General features: G+C 67.5%; 20 protein-coding genes. 2 read left to right on the top strand and 18 right to left on the bottom strand.

Features of this window, described 5'->3' with window-relative positions; translation table 11 throughout:
* Nucleotides 1-5: 5 nt before the first annotated feature.
* The 8 genes from AC5Y31_RS19095 to AC5Y31_RS19060 are packed head-to-tail and all read right to left on the bottom strand — an operon-like array spanning nt 6 to nt 8777.
* Nucleotides 6-1214, bottom strand: a complete 1209-nt coding sequence (locus AC5Y31_RS19095; protein ID WP_499982179.1) for a thiolase family protein — start codon at nt 1212-1214, stop codon at nt 6-8.
* A gap of 24 nt (nt 1215-1238) precedes the next feature.
* On the bottom strand, nt 1239-3464 hold the full coding sequence (locus AC5Y31_RS19090) for an acyl-CoA dehydrogenase family protein (RefSeq protein WP_499982178.1): 2226 nt from the start codon (nt 3462-3464) through the stop codon (nt 1239-1241).
* Nucleotides 3461-4471, bottom strand: a complete 1011-nt coding sequence (locus tag AC5Y31_RS19085) for an NAD-dependent epimerase/dehydratase family protein (protein WP_499982177.1) — start codon at nt 4469-4471, stop codon at nt 3461-3463. Before AC5Y31_RS19085 ends, AC5Y31_RS19090 begins: the two co-directional genes overlap by 4 nt.
* Nucleotides 4472-4476: 5 nt before the next feature.
* The gene (locus tag AC5Y31_RS19080; RefSeq protein ID WP_499982176.1) at nt 4477-4917 is read right to left on the bottom strand and encodes a nuclear transport factor 2 family protein; all 441 of its coding nucleotides are present in this window, start codon (nt 4915-4917) and stop codon (nt 4477-4479) included.
* Nucleotides 4914-5753, bottom strand: a complete 840-nt coding sequence (locus AC5Y31_RS19075; protein ID WP_499982174.1) for an IclR family transcriptional regulator — start codon at nt 5751-5753, stop codon at nt 4914-4916. Before AC5Y31_RS19075 ends, AC5Y31_RS19080 begins: the two co-directional genes overlap by 4 nt.
* A 58-nt stretch (nt 5754-5811) precedes the next feature.
* A complete protein-coding gene (locus AC5Y31_RS19070) occupies nt 5812-6645 on the bottom strand; it encodes an SDR family oxidoreductase (protein ID WP_499982172.1) in 834 nt (277 codons plus the stop codon).
* 13 nt (nt 6646-6658) lie between these two features.
* Nucleotides 6659-7474, bottom strand: a complete 816-nt coding sequence (locus AC5Y31_RS19065) for an SDR family NAD(P)-dependent oxidoreductase (protein ID WP_499982170.1) — start codon at nt 7472-7474, stop codon at nt 6659-6661.
* Between the two features lie 40 nt (nt 7475-7514).
* Nucleotides 7515-8777 (bottom strand): amidohydrolase family protein, encoded by a 1263-nt coding sequence (locus AC5Y31_RS19060; protein WP_064855815.1) that lies wholly within the window; start codon nt 8775-8777, stop codon nt 7515-7517.
* A 25-nt stretch (nt 8778-8802) separates the two neighbouring features.
* On the opposite strand from AC5Y31_RS19060, the gene AC5Y31_RS19055 reads away from it, so the two are divergent.
* Entirely contained in the window at nt 8803-9621 is an 819-nt protein-coding gene (locus tag AC5Y31_RS19055; protein ID WP_499982167.1) for an AraC family transcriptional regulator, read from the top strand.
* A gap of 1 nt (nt 9622) precedes the next feature.
* Here AC5Y31_RS19055 and AC5Y31_RS19050 read toward each other — a convergent pair whose 3' ends face one another.
* From AC5Y31_RS19050 to AC5Y31_RS19010, 9 genes are all read right to left on the bottom strand, one after another.
* Nucleotides 9623-10801: an acyl-CoA dehydrogenase family protein gene (locus AC5Y31_RS19050; protein WP_065023294.1), complete on the bottom strand. Its 1179-nt coding sequence runs from the start codon at nt 10799-10801 to the stop codon at nt 9623-9625.
* Nucleotides 10802-10813: 12 nt separating this feature from the next.
* Nucleotides 10814-11911: an acyl-CoA dehydrogenase family protein gene (locus AC5Y31_RS19045; RefSeq protein WP_499982166.1), complete on the bottom strand. Its 1098-nt coding sequence runs from the start codon at nt 11909-11911 to the stop codon at nt 10814-10816.
* Nucleotides 11912-11914: 3 nt separating this feature from the next.
* Nucleotides 11915-12742: an amidohydrolase family protein gene (locus AC5Y31_RS19040; protein WP_301633694.1), complete on the bottom strand. Its 828-nt coding sequence runs from the start codon at nt 12740-12742 to the stop codon at nt 11915-11917.
* Nucleotides 12739-14361 (bottom strand): acyl-CoA synthetase, encoded by a 1623-nt coding sequence (locus AC5Y31_RS19035; protein WP_499982165.1) that lies wholly within the window; start codon nt 14359-14361, stop codon nt 12739-12741. Before AC5Y31_RS19035 ends, AC5Y31_RS19040 begins: the two co-directional genes overlap by 4 nt.
* Before the next feature lie 12 nt (nt 14362-14373).
* The gene (locus tag AC5Y31_RS19030) at nt 14374-15567 is read right to left on the bottom strand and encodes an amidohydrolase family protein (protein ID WP_499982163.1); all 1194 of its coding nucleotides are present in this window, start codon (nt 15565-15567) and stop codon (nt 14374-14376) included.
* 25 nt (nt 15568-15592) lie between these two features.
* Nucleotides 15593-16438, bottom strand: coding sequence for an enoyl-CoA hydratase (locus tag AC5Y31_RS19025; protein WP_301633688.1), 846 nt, complete (start codon nt 16436-16438; stop codon nt 15593-15595).
* Between the two features lie 149 nt (nt 16439-16587).
* Entirely contained in the window at nt 16588-17385 is a 798-nt protein-coding gene (locus tag AC5Y31_RS19020; RefSeq protein ID WP_065023288.1) for an SDR family NAD(P)-dependent oxidoreductase, read from the bottom strand.
* Nucleotides 17386-17388: 3 nt separating this feature from the next.
* Nucleotides 17389-18159 (bottom strand): SDR family oxidoreductase, encoded by a 771-nt coding sequence (locus AC5Y31_RS19015; RefSeq protein ID WP_064853225.1) that lies wholly within the window; start codon nt 18157-18159, stop codon nt 17389-17391.
* Nucleotides 18160-18210: 51 nt separating this feature from the next.
* Complete coding sequence (locus AC5Y31_RS19010) at nt 18211-18972, bottom strand: crotonase/enoyl-CoA hydratase family protein (RefSeq protein ID WP_064853224.1); 762 nt, start codon at nt 18970-18972, stop codon at nt 18211-18213.
* Nucleotides 18973-19123: 151 nt separating this feature from the next.
* Here AC5Y31_RS19010 and AC5Y31_RS19005 point away from each other — a divergent pair, with 151 nt between their 5' ends.
* Nucleotides 19124-19882, top strand: coding sequence for a TetR/AcrR family transcriptional regulator (locus AC5Y31_RS19005; protein WP_499982161.1), 759 nt, complete (start codon nt 19124-19126; stop codon nt 19880-19882).
* Here the strand turns inward: AC5Y31_RS19005 and AC5Y31_RS19000 are convergent.
* A complete protein-coding gene (locus tag AC5Y31_RS19000) occupies nt 19879-21054 on the bottom strand; it encodes a thiolase family protein (RefSeq protein WP_301633684.1) in 1176 nt (391 codons plus the stop codon). The genes AC5Y31_RS19005 and AC5Y31_RS19000 overlap by 4 nt on opposite strands.
* Between the last annotated feature and the right edge of the window lie 38 nt (nt 21055-21092).

Raw genomic sequence — 21092 nt, 5'->3', positions numbered from 1 at the left:
GGCGCTCAATCCCCTTCCAGAATGAGGGTGGTCTGTTCGGACAGAATCCCGCCGTTGCCGGAGACGAAGGCCCGATTGCAATCGGTCACCTGCGCTGCGCCGGCGCGGCCCATGATCTGGCGGGTGGCGTCGCAGACGTGGTGCATGCCGCCGGCCAGGCCGGCCTGCCCGAACCCGAGTTGGCCGCCGGCGGTGTTGAGCGGGAAGTCGCCGCGGAAGGTCAGGTCGTGATCGGTGATGAACTGCATGCCTTTGCCTTTTTCGCAGAATCCGGCGTCTTCCAGCGAGAGCAGCACCGTGATCGTGTAGCAGTCGTAGATGGAGACCATGTCCATGTCCGCGCGGGTCAGATCCGTCATCGCGAAGGCGGTATCGGCGGCCTCGGCGATCGGGGTGGCCAGCAGGTCCGCGGCGTAGGTCGGGGTCTTGAACGGCACGTGCTCACCGAACCCTTTGATCCACACCGGGCGATTGCGGGCGCGTTTGGCGATGTCGGCCGACGCGATCACCACGGCGGCCCCGCCGACGCAGGGCATCACGATCTCCAGCATGTGCAGCGGGTCGGCGATCACCGGGCTGGCCAGCACCTCATCCACCGTCAGCGGCGTGTCGCGCCAGATGGCGCCGTCGGTGTGGTTGGCGTTGACGCGTTGGTCGACGACGATCTTGGCCATGGCCCGCTCGTCGTAGCCGTAGACCGCGCCGTAGCGGGTGGCCACCTGCCCGTAGGGGCCGTTCTGGCCGAGGTTGCCGTAGGGGATTTCGAATTCCGCTTGAGGCGAGCCGTATTGGTTGCTCGACGAGCCGAAGAACATCGCGTCGACCAACGGCCTCGGCTTCTTCTCCGACATCGGGGTGATGTAGCGGGCCGGCAGCGCGCACAGCACCACATCGCAGATTCCCAGCTCGATCGCCGCCGCCGCCCGCCACACCATGGCGGCAGCGCTGGCACCGCCCAGGTCGACGATCTCAGCGAATCGGGCGGGAATCCCGAGGTATTCAGCGATGGTCGAGGGAACGAAGATCTCCGACTCGCCCAGGTGCGAGGTGACGATTCCGTTGACGAGTTCGCCGGGCAGGCCCGCGTCGGCCAGGGCGGCCGCACTCAACTCGGCCCATTGCTCGAGCGTGAACGGGGCCGGGGCCGCCTTGTTCATCCGCTCCGGCGGCAGCTCGACGTAGCCGACGATCGCGGCCTCTCCACGTAGTCCCATGTGCTGTCCTCTGTCTGAATGCGGTCACTTGCGGGGAAGGCCCAGGATCATCTGTGCGATGACGTTCAGCTGAATCTCGTTGGTGCCGCCACCGATCAACTCGGCGGGCGACAACAGATACGGTTCGACGACAGCCGGGTCGGAGTCGGCGGCCATCGCCAGGCGCCCGGCGGTGGCCAGGGTCGCCCGGAACGTGCGGCGCAGTAAAAGGTTCATCGCCACCTTGGCGATGCTCGATGCCGCCCCGAGGCCCTGCCCGCCCAGCAGCCGGATCGTCTCCCGCACCCCGAGCGCCTTGATCGCATTCGTGTAGGCGTCCAGCTCGCCCAGTGCCCGCACCGCGTCGTCGCGCTGTTCACCGTGGCCGGCAGCGATGCGCCGCAATGCGATGGCCCGATCGTTCTGCACGTATCCGCTGATGGCCGAACGCTCTTCGGCCATGGTGGCGATGGCCAGCTGCCAGCCTCCGGTGGGCTCACCGAGCAACATGTCGTCGGGAACGAAGACGTCGGTGAGGAAGACTTCGCTGAACTCGGCCGCGCCGGTGGCCTGCACGATCGGCTCGACTTCGATGCCTGGCGAGCGCATATCCACGATGAAGTAGCCGATACCGCGGTGTTTGGCCGCAGCAGGATCGGTGCGGGCCAGCAGTGCTCCGTAGTCGGCACGTTGAGCACACGATGTCCAGATCTTGTGGCCGTTGATGCGCCACCCGCCGTCGACCTTGACCGCGCGGGTGGTCAACGAGGCCAGATCGGATCCGGCTCCGGGCTCGCTGAAGAGCTGACACCAGGCGAGCTCCCCGCGCTGCGTCGGCGGGATCAGCCGCTGTTGCAGCGCCTCAGGCGCCGCCTGCAGCAGCGACGGCAGGATCCATTCGGCGATGCCCAGCGACGGCCGCACCAAGTCAGGCCTTTTGGCGAACTCCTCGGCGATGATCAGCTGCTGCAACGGGGTGGCGTTGACGCCCGACGGCGGCGGCCACTGCGGGGCGATGAGTCCGGCTTGTGCGATCAAGCTACGCTGCGGGCCGGTTTCGAAGTGTGGGTAGTCGCCTTGGCGTCCAGGCCCGTCGTTGCACAGTGCAGTGGCGGCATCGAGCGTCGCGGCGATGTCGGCCCGGAACTCGGCTTCGGCACCGCCGAGATCGACGGTGAAATCGCGCTGCTGCGTGGTTGTCAGCTCGCCGAGGCGCCGTGCCCACCCGGTGGCGGCCCCGACCGAAGCGGCGACGCTGGTGGCACGACGCCAGTACAGGTGCAGGTCGTGCTCCCAGGTGAATCCGATGGCACCGAACATCGTCAGCGTGTCCAGGACGGCATCGGGACACGGGGTGATCGCCGCCACCACCGCGGCGGCGGCGGCCATCTGATGCTGGTCGCGGGTGTCGGTGGCCGCGCGGACGGCGTCCCAGGCGGCGGCGCTGGCCAGTTCGCTGTTCACCAGCAGCATCGCCGCCCGGTGTTGCAGCGCCTGGAAGGTACCGATCGGTTTGCCGAACTGTTCGCGGGTGCGCAGATGTGCAGTGGCCGCCTCGACGCACCATCCGGCGATTCCGGCCGACACCGCCGCGGCCAACCCGACCGTGAGCCATTCGGCGCGACCGGGGTCGATACCGCTCAAGACGTCGGCCGCGCTCGCTGGGTAGCCGGTAAGGGTGATGGCGCCCAGGTCGGTGAGCAGATCGGTGCCGGCGACCGGGGCGACCGTGGCCTCCGACCGCGACAGGTCGACGGCCAGCCAGATCGCCGTGCCGTCGGAGCGGTCAGCGCAAACCAGCGCGAGCCGCGCCGAGCAGGCACCCGAGATCAGTTCGCAGGCACCGTCAATGAGCCACCCGCCATCAACCCGATGTGCGGTGAGCTTCGCGTGCTGCGGTAGGACCACCGTCGCCGGCGCGCCGGCAGCGAGCCCGCCCAGCAGCGCCTCCCGGGCCGACGTCGCCTCAGCGAGCAGTCCGACCGCACCTGCGGTGACTGTGGACAGCAGCGGCCCCGGAAGGCACACCTTCCCGGCGGCTTCCAGAACGCAGGCGGCGTCGAGCAGCCCGCCACCTTGGCCGCCGGCCGACTCGGGCAGGTGGATGGCGTGAAACCCGTGCACTACCAGCTCATCCCACCACGTGGGTAGCTCACCGGCCGCCAGCGCGTCGAAGGCCTTGCGGGTGTCGGCGATCGGGGCGTGCCGGGCGGCGAACCGCCGCAGCGACTCGCCGAGTTCGCGCTGTTCGAGGGTCAGTGCCACGCTCACGAGCTCTCCAGCTTCGTCGTGCGCCGTCTGCTACGGAAGAAGACGGCGGCTTCGGCCAATGCGTCAGTGGTCGGCTTAGGCGCCCAGCCCAGTTCCCGGACGGCCTTGTCGTGACTCATCGGCGACATGATGTGCAGCAGTCGCATCGACAGCACGGTCAGCGCCGTGTCCCGGCGGCGCAGGCGGGCAACGACCTGCGAGACCCGTCCCAAGGCCGACATCACCGCGAGCGGCACGCCGTACTTGGGCGGCGCGACATCGACTGCGCTACAAGCAGCGTGATAGATGTCGTGAGCGCTCATGAACCGTTCGGAGACGATGTAGCGTTCGCCGGCACGGCCACGTTCCCCGGCCAGGATCAGGGCGCGGGCCGCGTCATCGATGCCGACGACCTCGGCTTGCGCACCGGAGATGTAGAAGGGCAGCTTGCCGCGGACGGCAGCGGCGACCAGTCCGCCGTGCGGGGTGGGCTGCCAGTCGCCGGACCCATAGGTGTTGGCGACACACATCGCCACCGCGGGCAGCCCCCTGTCCCGGTGGTAGGCCAGCACCAGGTTTTCCGCCTGCACCCGGCTGCGGATGTAATCACCGCCCGCCTCAAGCCAGTTGTGGGCGGTGCGCTCGTCGGCCAAACCGTGATCGACGCGACCGATGGTCCCGATCGAACTGGTGAACACGAACCGCTCCAGGTTGGCATCGACGGCCACATCCAGCACATGCCGCAGGCCCTCCACATTGGTGCGGTACAACGGTGTCGGGTCTCGCAGCCAGGCCCGCGCATCCACCACGCAGTAGTAGACGACGTCGCATCCACTCATCGCCGAGCGCACCGCGTCCTCGTCGAAGATGTCGCCGTGCCGGATCTCGACGTCGAGGCCGTCGATACCGCGCGTCGAACTGGTGGGGCGGATCAGCACACGGACGTCTTCGCCGGCGGCGACGAGTTGCCGGGTGACGTGGGAGCCGAGAAACCCGCTGGCCCCGATCACCAACTTCTTCTGCACCATGCGCCTCAACCCGATTGAGCGGCACGGAGATCGAAGCTGCTCAACATTCGCGTCTGAGTGAAACACCGCCGCGCGATGCGCCAGCCGTCCGGTGTCAGCACCAGCTCGTCGCGGTATTGTCCGACCGCATCCACCCACTGCTGGGGATCGGCGGCCAGGGCCTGCACGGTGTGCACGTAGGTCACCGCGGTGGCATGACCGGCGTCGCTCACATCGATGACCATGTTGTGCAGCATGTGCTTGGTGTCGCTCATCGCCTCATGCACCGTCGCCATGAACGCGGTGATGGAGTCGACGTCGGGCCAGTGGCCGATCTCGCCGTAGTCGGCATCGACGTCGTCGGTGAAGCAGGTCCGAAACAGCTCCCAATCCTTGGTGTCGATCGCGGTCGCATACCGCAGCAGGACCTCGGTGATGTCGGCTTTCGCGGCCGCCTGGTCAGTCATGCTGGATCCTTCCTTGCCGCCCACAATGATTCGATGCGTGTCGCGGTCTCCCGCACGGCCGCGCCGAGATCGCTGACCTCGACCGGAGTCATCGTCGCGAACGGGGACGCCCCCACCGACATGGTGACCGTGCCGTCGGGGTCGTGGATCGGGGCGGCCACATTGGCGACCCGGTGCTCGGCGCTGTCGAGCTCACCGGGCAGATAGTCGACCACGGTCAGATCGGCGAAGGCGCTGGCCAGCCGCGCGGTGATCTCGTCGGGCTCTCCCTCGGCGGCCAGTGCTTGCAGCGCCGAATAGACCCGGACATACTCGCGGCTCATCCGCTCGATCGCGTAGCCGCGGCTGCGCACTTCATCGAGCACCGCGCTCAGCCGCCGGCGCAGCCGCGGTGAGGGGGCGCCCAATCCGCCCAGCCACTCCCGTTTGACCTGCTCGCCGGCCTCGGCGACGAACTCCCGGCAGAACGGGGCCACTATCGGCATCCGGAACCCGACGCTGACCAGCGGTGCCGCCAGTGATTCGCCGACGGTGTCGGTCACCACCACCGTCGGCCCTTGGCGGGCGCCCAGGACGACCTGCATGCCGACCGCGTCGGAGAGCCGCTGCAACTCGGGGCGGAACGCCTGCCTGTTGACCGGCCGGGTCAGCGCGGCGAGCGCGGGCCCCCACGAGTAACCGCCCGAACGCCGGTCGCGCACGATCCACTGCCGGGCCGCCAAGGTGGTGACGATCGCATGGCAGGTGCCGTGACTGATATGCAGCAGCCGGGCGATCTCCGACAGCGAGAAGCTGCGTTCGGGATCGGACGCCAACAGTTCCAGGATCCTGATCACGCGCTCGGTCGGGGGCGAAGAAACGGGAGTGCCCGGCTCGCCGGTATCCGCAGTCATATCAAGCATTTCCGGCAGCCAGTCGGGCGCGCTCGCGCACCGAGGCGACCACTCCGCCGTCGTTGAGGATGTCGGTGCCGGTGAGGTAGCCCGCCGCGTCGCTCGCGCAGAATGCCAACAATGCCGCCATCTCTTCGGGCTTGCCCCACCGTGGCACGGCGGCGTCGACGACCAGCGCCCCGGCACCGGCCTGCTCCTCCAGCCGGCCCATCTCGGTGTCGGTCGAGCCCGGCGAGACCGAGACGATGCGCAGCCCGCGGCCGTTGAACCGTTCGGCCTGCGAACTGCTGTACCACCGGACGAACGCCTTGCTCACCGCGTACGCGAAGCCGGAGCGCGCCTCATCCGGAATCGGGTCGCACACGCCTGCCATGGCAGCCATGAAGGCGTGACGATCCGTCAGCGCCAGCGCGAAGTGTCCGGCCGGGATCAGCTGCTCCGGCAACAGGTACGCGGCCATCGATGCCACATTGACGATCACCGATTCTTCGCCGGCCGCGCCGTAGAAGACCTCGTTGACGTTGAGCGTCCCGAGAGCATTGGTGCGCATGACATAGTCGGCGTCGCCCATGCTCGGGCTGACGCCCGCGGTGTGGATCACCGAAGCGATCGGTCCGATCCCGGCCGCGGTGTCGAAGAGCCGCGCGACGGCGTCCCGCTCGGTGACGTCACAGTTGACGACGGTGACCTCGACGTCCTTCAGTGCGGCGGCCGCGGCCTCCAACCGGTCTTGCCGCACATCACCGAGCACCACCGCGTGATCCCGCCCGACGATCTTCGCCGTGGCCGAACCGATGCCGCCCGCGCCACCGGTGATCACCGACACCTTCGGCATGACTCCTCCTGCCTCACTTGCCCATTGCGGCGTTGATCGCCTGCGCCATGAAGGCGGCCGCCTCGTTGCGGCCGAGGGAGGCCAGCAGCTGCGCCGCACCGGTGATCTGATCGCCGGCGTACACCGTGGGCCCGTTGGTCAGGTTGTCCAGCGCTGCGGACACCGCCTGTTCGGCGGGCTCGGCCCCGGCCGGGACCTGGTCTGTCGACGTGATCTGGCCGCGTTCGTACTCCAGCCCGCGAAGCGCCGGGGTGTCGGTCTTGCCGAGGATCAGGCCGATCACGTCGACGCCGGTGTGCTGCAGCTCGCTCCACAGCGCCTCGGCGAAGACCATGTCAAAGGCTTTGGACGCGCCGTAGGCCACCATGTTGGGTCCGCCGACGAACCCGGCGCCCGAGCCCACGATCACGATGGCGCCCGCACCGCGCTGAACCATCGGTTGCGCGAGAGCATGGCATAGCTGCATCGGCACGACGCAGTTGCGCTGCACCATCGCCTCGGCCGCCGTAATCATGTTGTCCAGAAAGGGTTTGAAGTCGGGGTCGGCGCCGGCGCAGTAGACCAGAAAGCCGACGGTCAAGCCCTCGACTGCCTGAAGCAGTGTGCGTGCCGCCTCCGGCTCAACGAGATCGACTGCCAACGCTAGGGTTTGCACTCGGTGCCGCTCTGCGATGCCGGCGGCGACCTCGTCGAGCAGCCGCTGCCGGCGCGCTACCAGCACGACATTGAGGCCACCGGCGGCCAAAGCGTCGGCGAACGCGGCGCCCACGCCGTCGGAGGCGCCGGCGATCAGCGCCCACGGCCCGTACTTGCCCAGTCCCGCCGTCATACTTTCGAACGATACGTCGAGTATTCGACGTAGACAAGGGCTACGCCTTTGCCAGCTGATTCTCCGCATACCGGCGCGCCCACTCGGCCCGCGACCGGATCGAGGTGTCCACGTCGGTCGCGGTGGCCCGCAAGGCCCCCACCGTCGCCTGCTCGCGCGGCGTCTGAGCGAACGGGTCCCAGCCGAAGAAGCGGCAGGAGTTCTCCCAGGTGATCTTGTTGATGTCGGCGTCATCGGCGCCGGCGGCCTCCAACTCGGCGAGCACCTGCTCGGGGGCATCCGGCCAGAAGCAGTCCGAGTGCGGATAGTCGCACTCCCAGGCGATGATGTCGATGCCGATCTCGTGGCGCAGCTTCAGCGAGGTCTTGTCGGTGACGTAGCAGGCCAGCGAGTGCTCGCGGAACACCTCCGACGGCAGCTTGTCACCGAAGTCACGGCGCAACCACTTCTGGTTGGTGTAGTGCCGGTCGCTGCGGTCCAGGTAGAACGGGATCCAGCCGATACCGCCCTCGGAGAACGCGAACTTCAGATCCGGGTAGTTGCGCATCGCCGGACCCCACAACAGATCCTGGGCGCACATCGCCGAGATCTGGGTCGCCAGGATGATCAGGTTGTCGATCGGGGCGTTGGGAGCCATGCTGATCGCCCCGAAGCCGGTGCCGATGTGCAAACACATCACCACGTTCTCCTCTGAGAGCGTGGTGAACACCGGACCCCAGTACTCGTCGTCGTGGTAGCTGGGCAGTCCTTCCAGGTGCGGCAGTTCGGGCATGGTGACCGCCCGGCAGCCCTTGGCGGCCACCCGGCGGATCTCGGCGCACATCGCTTCGGGATTCCAGGTCGGCAGGATCGCGATCGGGATGAACCGGCCCGGATAGGAGCCCGCCCACTCGTCGATGTGCCAGTCGTTGTAGGCCGACACCATCACCAACGTGACGTCCTCACGGGTCATGTTGAGGTGCCGCGCGGAGAAGCCGGTGAAGGTCGGGAAGCACATCGAGGCCAGGATGCCGTTGCGGCTCATGTCCCGGACCCGCTCGTGCACGTCGTAGACGCCGGGGCGCATCTCGGCGAAACCGGCGGGGTCGCGGCCCCACTCCTCGGCCGGCCAGGACACCACGGCGTTGAGCCCGCTGACCCCCTGCGGCCGGCCCTGGTACATCCACTGGTCGACGCCCTTGTCGTCGGTGACGACGATCGGCGCCTCCGCCTTGTACTTGGCCGGGACGTGGCGCAGGAACATGTCGGGCGGCTCCACCACGTGGTCGTCGATGCTGACCAGGATCAAGTCGTCGATGTTCATGCCTCTACTAGTACCCTGGAAAATCATGACCGTCTCCGCGCGATCGGCCACAGAGTTTGCAGAACCGGCCAACATCGATCTGCGCCGGGGTGGCCGCGCAAAGGCCGGCAGCTATCTCTACGAAGGCCGGCAGCTGATCACCGGATGGCACTCCCACGACATGCACCAGATCGAGTACGCGGTCGGCGGCGTGGTTGAAGTCGAGACGGCCGCGGCGCACTATCTGCTACCCCCGCAGCAGGCGGCCTGGATTCCGGCCGGCCTGGAGCATCAGGCCACCATGCGGCCCGAGGTGCGCACCGTGGCGGTGATGTTCGACCCCGAGCTGGTGCGGCACGGCGGTGACCGGGCGCGCATCCTGACCGTCTCGCCGCTGATCCGGGAGATGATGCTGCACTCGCTGCGCTGGCCGATCGAGCGGGCCGACGGAGACACCGTCTCCGACGACTTCTTTTCCACCCTGGGCCACCTGGTTTCCGAGGCGCTCGACCACGAGGCGCCGCTGAGCCTGCCCACCTCCGATCACCCGATCGTGGGCGCCGCGATGGACTACACCAAGGCGCATCTGTCGTCGGTGACCGCGGCGCAGGTCAGCCACGCCGTCGCGGTCTCCGAGCGCACCCTGCGCCGCCAGTTCGAAGCGGTGATCGGCATCTCGTGGCGGACCTATCTGCTGCATGCCCGGATGCTGCAGGCGATGGCGTTGCTGGCCGCCCCCGATCAGGGTGTCGCGCAGACCGCGACGGCCGTCGGCTTCGATAGCCTGAGCGCCTTCACCCGCGCGTTCACCAAATTCGCCGGCGAGTCACCGTCGGGCTATCACCGCCGGATCATGACGTCTTGAGCTACGACGTCTTGGCCACCGGCGGCGAGTAATTCGGCTTGCCCAGGCCGAGCACGTACTGGGCGATCATGTTGCGGAACACCTCCAGCGTGCCGCCGTAGATGCCGACCAGCGGGGCGAACCGGTAGATGTAGTCCGAAGCCCCCTCATCGATGGAGCCGTCGGTGCCGATCGGCAGCGCCGACGCGCTTCCCAGCAGGTCCATCAGATCCGGCGAGATATCGCGCATCGTCTGGGCGAGCGCCACCCGCCCGAAGATGGACGGCGCCGACAGTGACGCCTCCACCCGCGCCGCGGCGCGGCCCAGCCGGTAGGCGACCGAGCCGTCGTCGATGCGCCCCGACCGCCCGACGACCGCACCTGCTTTGTCGACGGCCTCGGCCATGAAATTCGCCTGGTGCATCATGATCGAGACATCCTGCAGCCCATCGGGATCGGCGTCGACGGCGCCGTGCTCGACGTTGAGCGGTTCGCGCAGCACGGTCCAGCCACCGTTGACCTCACCCAGCCGGTATTTGTCATCAATCCGGACATCGCTGTAGTAGACGATGTTGGTGCGATCACCGTCGACGGTGCGCAGCCCCTGGATCTCGATGCCCGGCGTGTTCAGCGGAACCAGGAACATGGTCAGGCTCTTGTGCTTTCGCGCATCGGGGTCGGTATTGGTGATCAAGAAGACGTACTGGCAGTTGTGCGCGCCGGTGGTGAACATCTTGGAGCCGTTGATAATCCAGCTGTCCCCGTCGCGGACCGCGCGCGTCTTGCAGGTCGCGACGTCGGAGCCGCCTTCGGGTTCGGTGTAGCCCAGGCAGAGCCGGACGTGGCCGCTGAAGACGCCCGGAAGCACCTCGTCACGCAGCTCGGACGAACCGAACTTGTCGACCGAGCGGGCCACCATGGCGGTGGTTCCCCAGGTCACCCACGGTACGTGGGCGCGACGCTTCTCCAGTTCCCAGATGCGCCGGCGCACCCGGGAGAAGCCGCCGTCGGCTTCGGTCTTCCATTCGGCCTCCAGATAGCCGGCGGTACCCAGCGCCAGGTGCACGCCTTCGTCGAAGTTGTCGCCGGTCTCGCGGTCGCGGCGCTTGACCTCCTCGGTCACGTGGGTGGCGAGGAAGGTGCGGGCCTCGTCGAGGAAGGCCTGGTCGTCGTCGGTCAGTTGCGGTCGGGAGAAGTCCATGATGCTCCAGTCTTAAAGGGCTGCGCGGTCGGCGTTTTCGCGAACGGCTGTTTCACGAACGGCTGTTTCACGAACGGCTGTTTCACGAACGGCGATGAGCTCCGCTATGCGGCAGGCGCTGACGCCGGGGTCGCCACCGGCCAGCGGCCAGCCACGGGCCCGCACCAGATATGCCGTGGCGGCGGCTTCCGCCGAGACCCCGAGGCCGCCTTGGATGTGCACCGCCATGGTGGCGGCCTTGGCGGCTTCCTCGGCCATGAACACGAACGCCGACGCGGCCAGCTCCGGCCGCTCGTCGGGTTCGTTGTCCATGAACCATCCGGCTCGATAGGCCAGGTTGCGCCCGCTCGCGACGGTGATCGCCATGTTCGCCAGCGGGTGGGAGATGGCCTGCAAGGTCCCGATCGGCACCCCGAGGGTGTAGCGGGTCTTGGCGAATTCCACGGCGATGGTCATGGTCTGCTCCACCATGCCCACCAAGGCGGCGGCGGTCAGCAGCCGCCATTCATCCAGGGCCCGCTGGTATTCCGCCAACGCGCCGGCCCCGCCGGCCAGCACCGTCCGGCTGTCGGCCGCCGCCGGGTCGATCCAGGCCATTGGCAGCCGGCCGATGTTCTCGACCGTCGTCGCCCGGGTGTCGAACGTCAGGCTGACGATCTCGTCGCCGTCGCGGAGGACAATCGCATCGGCGATGGAACCGGCGGGGAGCAGCCGTGGCCCGACAATGGTGTCCTGATGCGGGTCTAATGCGGCCAGTTGGCTACCGCGCACGACGTCGGCATCCACCGCACCAAGCCGCGCCAACAGCCGTGCGGGGCAAACGTGATCGATCCAGGGCACCGGGGCCAGCGCCCGGCCGATCTCCTCGGCGACCAGGGTGAGGTCCACCAGGGTGGCGCCGTCGCCGCCGGCCGATTCCGGCAGCGCCATCGTGGTCGCGCCCATCGCGCAGAGCCGCTCCCACAGGTTCTTGTCGAACCCGGATTCCTCGGCGGCGCGGACGGTTTCGATATCGCAGTGCGTGGTGAAGAACTGCTTGTAGGCGGCTTGCAGCGCCTGATGGTCCTCGGTCAGGCTGTAGTCCAGCCGGCGCAGCTCGTATCGGTCCATTGATCAGTGCTCCTCGTAGTCGCCGAAGAAAAACTCGTGTGCATTGCGGTACAGGTATTTGTCCATCACCTCGGGCGGCAGATCCAGCCCCAGCGCCTCGGGCACCACGCGGTTCATCCGCAGCACCGGCCAGTCCGAGGCGAAGATGATCTTGTCGGCGCCGCGAGTTCGCATGAAGTGCAAAAGGCTTTCCGGCAACCGTTTCGGCGACCATGCCGAGGTCATCAGCCGCAGGTTGCGGTATTTGATCAGCATCCGGATCGCGACGTCCCACCACGGGTCGGCGCCGTGGATCATGCACAGCCGCAGTTCGGGGAAGCGCACGCAGACCCGGTCCAGGTGGATCGGGTTCTGCACCTCACCGGGGATCGGCGGTCCCGGGATGCCGGTGTTGATGCACAGCGGCAGATCCAACTCGGCGCACTTGGCATAGAGCGGGTAGTAGACCGCGTCACTCGGGGGGTACTGGCCGTCGCCCCAGAAACTCGGTCCCACCACGGCGTAGACCACCGGCAGGTCCTTGACGACGGCGCTGAGGTCGCGAAGCGCCGGAACCGGGCGCAGCAGATTCAGCCCGCCCATCGCCAGCACGAACCGGTCCGGCCTGGCCTGCACGAACTTTCGCGCAGTCACCGACGGTGTGGCCAGGTTGTCCATCAGCACGGCCTTGGTCACCCCGTTGGCGTCCATCTCGTCGAGCAGCGCCGACATGTCGGCCGGCTCGAACATCGACTTCGGGCCCTTGAAGTAGTCGTCCCGCGTCTTGGCCATCCAGGCGGGCTGTTCACGTTCGCCGAAGTGAACGTTGACCAGACAATCGATTGCGCTCATGACCCTGTGGCCACCTTTTCGTTCATTTGGCTTTTCGCCCACCGGTAATCGGCCTTGCCGTTGCCCAGCCGACGGACCTCGGGCACGACGAGGAACTCCTTGGGTACCTTGAATCCCGCCAGTGACGCCCTGCAGTGCGCCGCGAGCAGCTCCCCGGTGGCGTCGGCGTCCGGACGCAGCGCCACCAGCGCGGCCAGCTCCTCGCCCCACCGAGCACTGGGCCGACCCACCACCAGAGCGTCCGCCACCGCGGGGTGGGCACGCAGCACTTCCTCGACCTCCTCGACGAAAACCTTCTCCCCGCCGGTGTTGACCACCAGGGCGTCGCGGCCGAACAACCGCAGCGTGCCGTCCTCCTCGATCGAGGCCCGATCGCCGGAGATCACCACCCGCTGGCCGTCGATCTGACAGAAGGTGCGCTCGGTGGCGTCGGCATCCTCGAAGTAGCCGAGTGGGATACGGCCGGTCCGCACCACCCAACCGACCTCAGGTTCACCGGGTTTCAGGAATCTGGCGCGGTCCTCGGAGACCACGGCTCCGCCGGTGCGCAGGTCGAACGTGTCGCGCCGCGACTCGCGCTGGCTGCGGCCGAAACCCATGTTTCCGGTCTCCGAGGAGCCGTACCCGTTGATCAGGGTGATCTGCGGAAGGTACTCCAGCAGCGCCGCCTGATACTTCGGGTTGGTGGCGGCACCGCCGGTGCCGATCGCGTACAGCGAGGAAAGGTCATAGCTTCCCCTGCCCAGTTCCTCCACCAGCGGTGCCGCGTAGGCGTCACCCACCATCGTCATCAGCCCGACGCGCTCGCGCTCAACCGTTCGCAGCACCGCGCGCGGATCGAATTTGGTGCGGGTGTCGTTGAGAATCACTGTCTGACCGCTCAGGAACGCCGAGAACGCGGTCCACATGCCCGCCGCGTGCATCAGCGGTGACAGCGCGAACCAGGGCGAACCGGCGTTGCTCACCTTCTGGTGAATCTCCGCCGCGGAGGCGTGGTCGTCCCCGACCATCGAGGAGACGTAGATGTCGCTCTGCCGCCACAGCACGCCCTTGGGGCGTCCGGTGGTGCCGCCGGTGCAGATCATCATCAGATCGTCGGGCGAACCCGTCGTCGTGTGATCGGTGCCGCCTTGCGCCAGCGCATCATCGAGCCGGATCGCACCCGCCGACTCGGGGGCGTCACTGCCGTCATCGATCGAGATCAGCAGGTCAATGCCGGCCGCAGCGATGATGTCGGCGAACTTCGCCCCCAGCGCCCGGTGATAGATGATGCCGCGGGGCCCGAGATAGCGGAGCAGGTCGGCGATCTCGGCCGGCGCGTAGTAGTGGTTGACGTTGACCGGCACCGTCCGCGCCTTGAGGCAGCCGATCACCATGTCCGGGTAGAGGTCGTTGTGCATGAGCAGAGCAATCCGGTCCTGGCCGCATTCCCAGTTGCTCAGGTCCGCGCGCTCACGCCGGACACCGAGTCCACGTCCGGCCAGGAAGTTGGCCAGCCGGCGGGTGCGCTCCGCCGATTCGGCGAACGTGCTGCGCCGGTCCGCGCAGATCGTCATGGTCCGGTCGGGAACGGCCACGGCGATCTCGTCGAGGACCGCGCCGATGGTCCACTCGCTCATGGCAACGGCGACCTATGCCCGCACGTTCACGCCGAGCAGGTCCAAGGCGTTGTCGCGCATGATCTTCCGGATGTCACCGGCGCTGAAAGCGGACAGCTCCTCGGTGAACGCCACCGGATCTTCCAGTCCCTCACCGTGCGGCCAGTCCGAGCCGAACAGAATCTTGTCGACGCCGATGGTCTCGGCCAGCAGCGGAAGGTCGTCCTCGTAGTAGGGAGCGATCCAGACGTTGTTGCGCAGCTGCTCGACCGGATCCTCGGCGAAGTACCGCGGCTGGCTGTTGGCGGCCTTCTTGAGCCGTTTGATCAACCGGTGCACGAAGTACGAGCCGTTTTCGATACTGGCTACCTTCAGGTTCGGGTGCCGGGTGAACACCTGGTGCACGATCATCGCAGCCATCGTGTCGTGAATCGCCCGGTCGTCGAGCAGCACCGTGTCCAGCGGATCCTTGGCGCCGAATCCCTCGAAGGTCGACTGGCCGCCCCACAGGGCGGCGATCGCCAGATAACCGCTGTCGGACAGGTGAAATCCGACCGGCACCCCGGCTTCGGCGAGCCGAGCCCAGACCGGGTCATGGCTGGGATCGCCGAGCGAGCGCGGCTTGACCGCACCGGGTACCGGCGCGGGCCGCACCAGCACCATCTTGGCGCCCTTGGCCAGCACCTCCTCGACTTCGGCCACCGCGGCGACTGGATCAGCCAGGGAGATGATCGGCGCCGCGATGATCCGGTGATCGAGCCGGTCGAAACCCCAGTCCTCGTCGAGCCACCGGTTGAAGGCGTGCACCGAGGCCATCGTCGCTTCGATGTCGTGTTTGAGGGCCTCTTCGACGCCGCAGGCGAAAGTCGGCAGCATGAACACGGTTTCGATGCCCTGGCTGTCCATCACCGTCACCCGGGCGTCACGGTTCTGGTATTCCGGGTGTTCGGCCAGCCGCTCGACCTTCATCAGTGACGCGGGGTCGACGCCCTCAGGGATCTCGCCGCGGAACAGCAGATCCAGGCAGCCCGGCACGATGATCGGGTCGAACGTCGGGTTCGGGATGAAGTGGTTGACCCGGTCGCCGATCACCGCCTGCGTGCGCTTGCCGTCGTTGAGCATCTGCACACCGCGACGCTTGAACTTCTTGTCCAGGTGCCGGGTGAACGAGTCCACCGGCTCGTAGTAGTGGTTGTCGACGTCGATCGCCTTGTAATCCAGCGTCATGAACTTAGCCCTCTCCCTGCGTTAGTCATTCACTCAGCGGCGGGAATTGTGGCGGCCGCTTCTGGAGAAAACTCGTGATGCCCTCGATGAGGTCGGGCCGCGCCAGCGATTCGTACATCAACTTCTCGGCACGTGCGCTCACCGCGGCGACATCATCGAGGGCGTCGCGGTAGGCCTGCGCCTTGATCACCGCCAGGGACGCCGGCGAGCAGTTGGTGGCGATGTCTTCGGCGTATTGCATGGCCCGCTCCAACAGTCGGTCGGGCGGCACGACGTGGTTGACCAGGCCGAGTTCGCGGGCCTCCTCTGCCAGGAAGGTCCGCCCGCTCAGCAGCAGATCCATCGCCGCACCCCAGCCGGCCAGCCGAGGCAGGATCCAGGTGATCCCGTATTCGGCGATCAGTCCGCGGCGGGTGAACGCGGTGGCGAACTTGGCTCCGGCCGCCGCGAAGCGGATGTCGCACATCAGCGCGTGGGTCAGCCCGATGCCGACACAGGCGCCGTTGATCGCGGCGATGACGGGTTTGCGCAATTCGGTCAGGAAGTGTGGATGACGCTCCCCGACCAATTGGGCCACATCGGTGGTGGATACGTCGGGCTCCGATGCCTCGGAGTTGGTGGCCGGACCCAGATTCGCGCCCGCACAGAATCCGCGACCACTGCCGGTCACCACGATCGCCCGTACCGCGGGGGCGGCCTCGGCGCGATCGATCGCCGTGTAGAAACCAGCCGCGATGTCAGGCCCCCAGGAGTTGAGCCGCTGCGGACGGTTGAAGGTGATCACCGCGACGCCGCCCCGCACCTCGTAGCGCACCGCAGGGTCGTCCGAGGCACTCGTGGCAACGAGCGCGCCGTCGTCGGCAGCGGTCATCGACCCGCACCTCCTCGCCCTGGGCGCCCTTCGGAGTCCGACTGGAATAACTCTTACTGTATACCTTTCGGTAGCACATTCCGCAACCCTCGTCCTCCGCCCGAAAATCGCTATGTCAGCAGGTCAGAGGCGGGTCGCTGGGCGGCGCATCAGACGAAATCGGAGCCACCGTCGACGTTGACGTTGGCGCCGGTCATGTAGGAGTTGCGCCGCGAGGCCAGAAAGGCGGCAACGGACCCGACTTCATCCGGCAGTCCGGCCCGCGGCAGGTGCGCCGGATGGCCGAAGTGCTCGGTGATGGCTTCCATCAATCGGTACGGGTCCTCACCGTCCAGCCCGACGGAGCGTGCCCAGCCGACCAGTGCCTCGGAAGCCACGCTGCCGGGAGAGACCACGTTGACCAGGATCTCATCGGGGGCCAGCAGCAGCGACAAGTTCTTCGAGACGCTGTTGACCATCGCCTTGGCGGCGGTGTAGGCGGCCAGCACGGTGCTTTGCCGCTGCGTCGAATGCGCCGAGAAGTTGACGATCCGAGCCCATTCGGCTTTGCGCAGCAAGGGAAGTGCGGCTCGCACGGTGTGCACCATGCCCATCGCACCCTGGTCGATGGCCCGGCGCCACTGCTCGTCGGTGAGATCGTCGAAGGTGCCCTGCACGTCGGGTCCGGCCGCGTTGATGAGGATGTTGAGTTCGCCGCCCCAGCGCCTCCCCAACTCGGCGAAGACCTCCCCTACCCGCTGCTCGTCGGTGGCGTCGGCGACCAATCCGACCGCGTCGGGGCTGCCGCGCCGGGTCAGGTCGTCGGTCGCCCGGTCGAGGTCGGCGGCCGAGCGCGCGACGACGGCGACCCGGGCGCCGTCGTCGGCCAGGCACCGCGCGGTGGCCAACCCCATGCCGCGGCCGCCGCCGACGACGACAGCGCGCGCGTCTTGCAGGCCCAGGTCCACGCGTTAGCGCGGCTGGAAGCGTTGCGCGCCGTCGATGCGCACGACTTCGCCGTTGATGTAGGTGTTTTCCAGCAGGTGCTGCGCCAGGTTGGCGTACTCGTCGGGGGTGCCCAGCCGCTTGGGGAACGGCACCGTTTCGGAGAATTTCGCCAGCATCGCATCGGTGGCGCGTTCCATCGCCGGCGTCCGGATGGTGCCCGGCGCAATACTGTTCAACCGGATCCCGACCGAGCTGAGATCCCGGGCCCCGCACAGCGTCAACCCGATCACCCCGCCTTTGGCGGCCGCGTATGAGGATTGGCCGATCTGCCCCTCGATGCCGGCGATCGACGACGTCATCACGATCGCGCCCCGCTCGCCGCCTGAGCCGGGCTCGGTGGTGGCGATCTTGGCCGCCGCCAGCCGCAGCACGTTATAGGTGCCGGTCAGATACAGCGCGATGGTCTTGGTGAAGCCCTCCATCGGGGCGGGGCTGCCGTCGCGGGCGACGATCTTGTCCGCCACGCCGAAGCCCCCGTGGGCGATCACCGCGTAACGCAGCGTGCCGAGTTCGTCGGCCTTGGCCAGCGCCGCCTGCACGTCGTCGTCGTTGAGGACATCGGTGCGCGCGTAGACGGCCTTGTTGCCCAGCTCATTCGCTAGCTTGGTGGCCTTCTCGTCGGCGACGTCGGCGATGACGACCGCCGCACCGGCTTCGTGCAACCGGCGGACCGTGGCCTCACCCAGGCCGCCGGCACCTCCGGTAACCAGGACCACTTCACCTGCGAAAGACATGACTGCTCCTCACGTTTCGACCTACGAGTTCAAAAAAGCTGCGCGCCGGGGTCAGGTCCCGGTCCAGTTGGGTGCGCGCTTTTGCGCGAAGGCGATGGCACCTTCCTTCGCGTCGTTGGACGCGAAAACCGGCGAGATCAGCTCGCCCTGCTTCTGCCACATCTCGTCGGAGGACCAGTCCGCGGACTGGACCATGATGTCCTTGGTCACCGCCACCGCGAGCGGCCCGTTGGCGGTGATCCGCTCGGCCAGCTCAATCGCCCCGGCCAGTGCTTCACCCGGTTCGGTCAGGACATTGACGAAGCCCCACTGGGCGCCCTGTTCGGCGGTGAAACTCTCACCCGTCAAAGCCAATTCGAGCGCCTTCTGATAGGGGATGCGGTGTGGCAGCCGCAACAGGCCACCGCCGGCGGCCACCAGCCCCCGCTTGACCTCCGGAATGCCGAACTTCGCGTCCTTGGCCGCCACCACCAGGTCGGTGGCCAGCACCAGCTCGGTGCCGCCGGCCACCGCGTGACCCTCGACGGCGGAGATGAGCGGCTTGCGCGGCGGGCGCTCGGTGAAGCCCAGCCCCCGTCCCGGGACGTAGGCCAGCTCGCCGGCCGCGAACGCCTTGAGATCCATACCGGCACAGAAATTGCCGCCGGCACCGGTCAGCACCGCGGCCGACAGCTCCGGGGTGTCATCGAGCTCGTCGCAGGCCGCGGCCAAGCCTTCGGCGACCGCCTTGTTGGCCGCGTTGCGGGCCTCCGGACGGTTGATCGTGATGATGAGGGTTCGTCCACGACGTTCGGTGAGCACTTCATCTGACACGGGCAACCCCTCGAGCGTTGTGACAAGTTATACCAAAATGCTTACCATATGCTTTACGGTAAGAGAAGCTCACTTCCCGGGGACGACGACGGGCACAGGTAGGTTTGACGGCAACAAACCGGCCGCGCGGCCAGAACTGGAGGTACCCGCAGTGGCAAAGCAGCCTGTCGCCGAGAAGCGTCAGCGGCGCGAGCGCGGATCCATCAATCCCGACGACATCATCGACGGCGCGTTCGAGCTCGCCGAACAGATCGGGGTCGACAATCTGAGCATGCCGTTGCTCGGCAAACACCTCGGCGTCGGTGTCACGAGCATCTACTGGTACTTCCGCAAGAAGGACGACCTCCTCAACGCGATGACCAGCCGGGCGCTGCGCCAATACGTGTTCGCCACCCCGTACGTAAAGGCCAAGGACTGGCGCCAGACGTTGCGCAACCACGCCCACAGCATGCGGACGACGTTCTTGGGCAACCCGATCCTGTGCGATCTCATCCTGATTCGGACCGCGCTGAGTCCCCGCGCCGCGCAGCTGGGCGTCCAAGAGGTGGAGCGCGCGATCGCCAGCCTGGTGGAAGCGGGACTGTCGCCGCAGGACGCCTTCGACACCTACTCGACGATCTCGGTTCATATCCGCGGATCGGTGGTGCTGCGTCGCCTCTACGAGAAGAACCGCGCATCGGACGCCGAGGGACCGTCGGACTTCGAGGAGGCGCTCGTCATCGACCCCGAGGTGACACCGCTGCTGGCGCAGACCACCCAGCAGGGTCATCGGATCGGGGCGGCCGACGACGCCAACTTCGAATACGGGCTCAACTGCATCCTCGACCACGCCGAGCGACTGATCGAGGAGAACAACAAGCCGGCGCGGCGTCGCTCCGGCGCCGCGGCCAGCACCCCGAAGGCCCGTTAGACCTCGATCACCACCGCGCCGCCCTGGCCACCGCCGGCACACATCGCGGCCACGCCGATACCGCCACCGCGCCGCTGCAGTTCGTAGGCCAAGGTGGTCACCATCCGCGCTCCGGAGGCAGCAATCGGGTGCCCGAGGCTGCAGCCGCTGCCGGAGAAGTTCACCAGCTCCTCGTCGAGGCCGTACTCGCGGCACGCCGCGATCGGCACCGAGGCGAACGCCTCGTTGATCTCCCACAACGCGACGTCGCCGGGGGCCAGACCCGCCCGCTGCAAGACCTTGCCGATCACCTTGACCGCTCCCAGGCCGGTGTCCCGGGGCGCGACGCCCGCGGACGCCCAGGCCTTCACCGTGCCCAGGACGTTGAGCCCCTGGGCGTGCGCGTAGTCGGCGTCGACAAGTGCGACCGCAGCCGCGGCGTCGTTGGTGCCACTGCTGTTGCCGGCGGTGATCGAGAATCCTTCGATCTCTGGGTGCAGCACCTTCAGGCCCGCCAGCTTCTCCGGTGTGGTGTCGCGGCGCGGGTGCTCGTCCACGCTGAACTCGGTCACCGTGCCGTCGGGCAGTTGGACCTTCAGCGGCACGATCTCGTCGATGAACTTGCCCGCGTCGATCGCGGCGATCGCACGCTGGTGCGACCGGGCCGCCCAGGCGTCCATCTCCTCGCGGCTGATCCCGGCCGCCTGAGCGGTGTTCCACCCCACGGTGATCGACATGTCACGCGTCGGCGCATCCACCGTCTCGGGGTGGGTCGGCGGCATCCACGGCTCGGCGAAGCTGAGCTCCGGGCCCGGGATGCGCATCTTCATCACCGGCAGCATCGACAGGGTCTGCACACCACCGGCGACCAACACCCGCTCCATTCCGGAACCGATCTGGGCGGCGGCGTTGCCGATCGCGGTCAGGCTGCCGGCGCAGTGCCGGTTGACCGCCTGGCCGGGCACCGACTCCATCCCGCAGGCAGCTGCGGCGAAGCGGGCCATATCGCCACCGCCGTAGTGGGATTCGGCGAAGATCATGTCGTCGATATCGGCGGGTGCGATGCCGGCCCGGCGAATCACCTCCGGCACCACCGTGGTGATCAGCGTCTCCGCGGAGGTGTTGGCCAGCGTTCCTTTGAATGAGCGTCCGATGGCCGTGCGGACGGCACCGACGATGACAGGCGTAGGCATTCTTTGACCTTACATTATCCGTTGTTTTTGTAAAGGTC

The organism is Mycobacterium sp. NGS18, from assembly GCF_059813185.1.
Note: the sequence above shows the minus strand (reverse complement) of the source record. Positions and strands in the feature narration are given on the sequence as shown.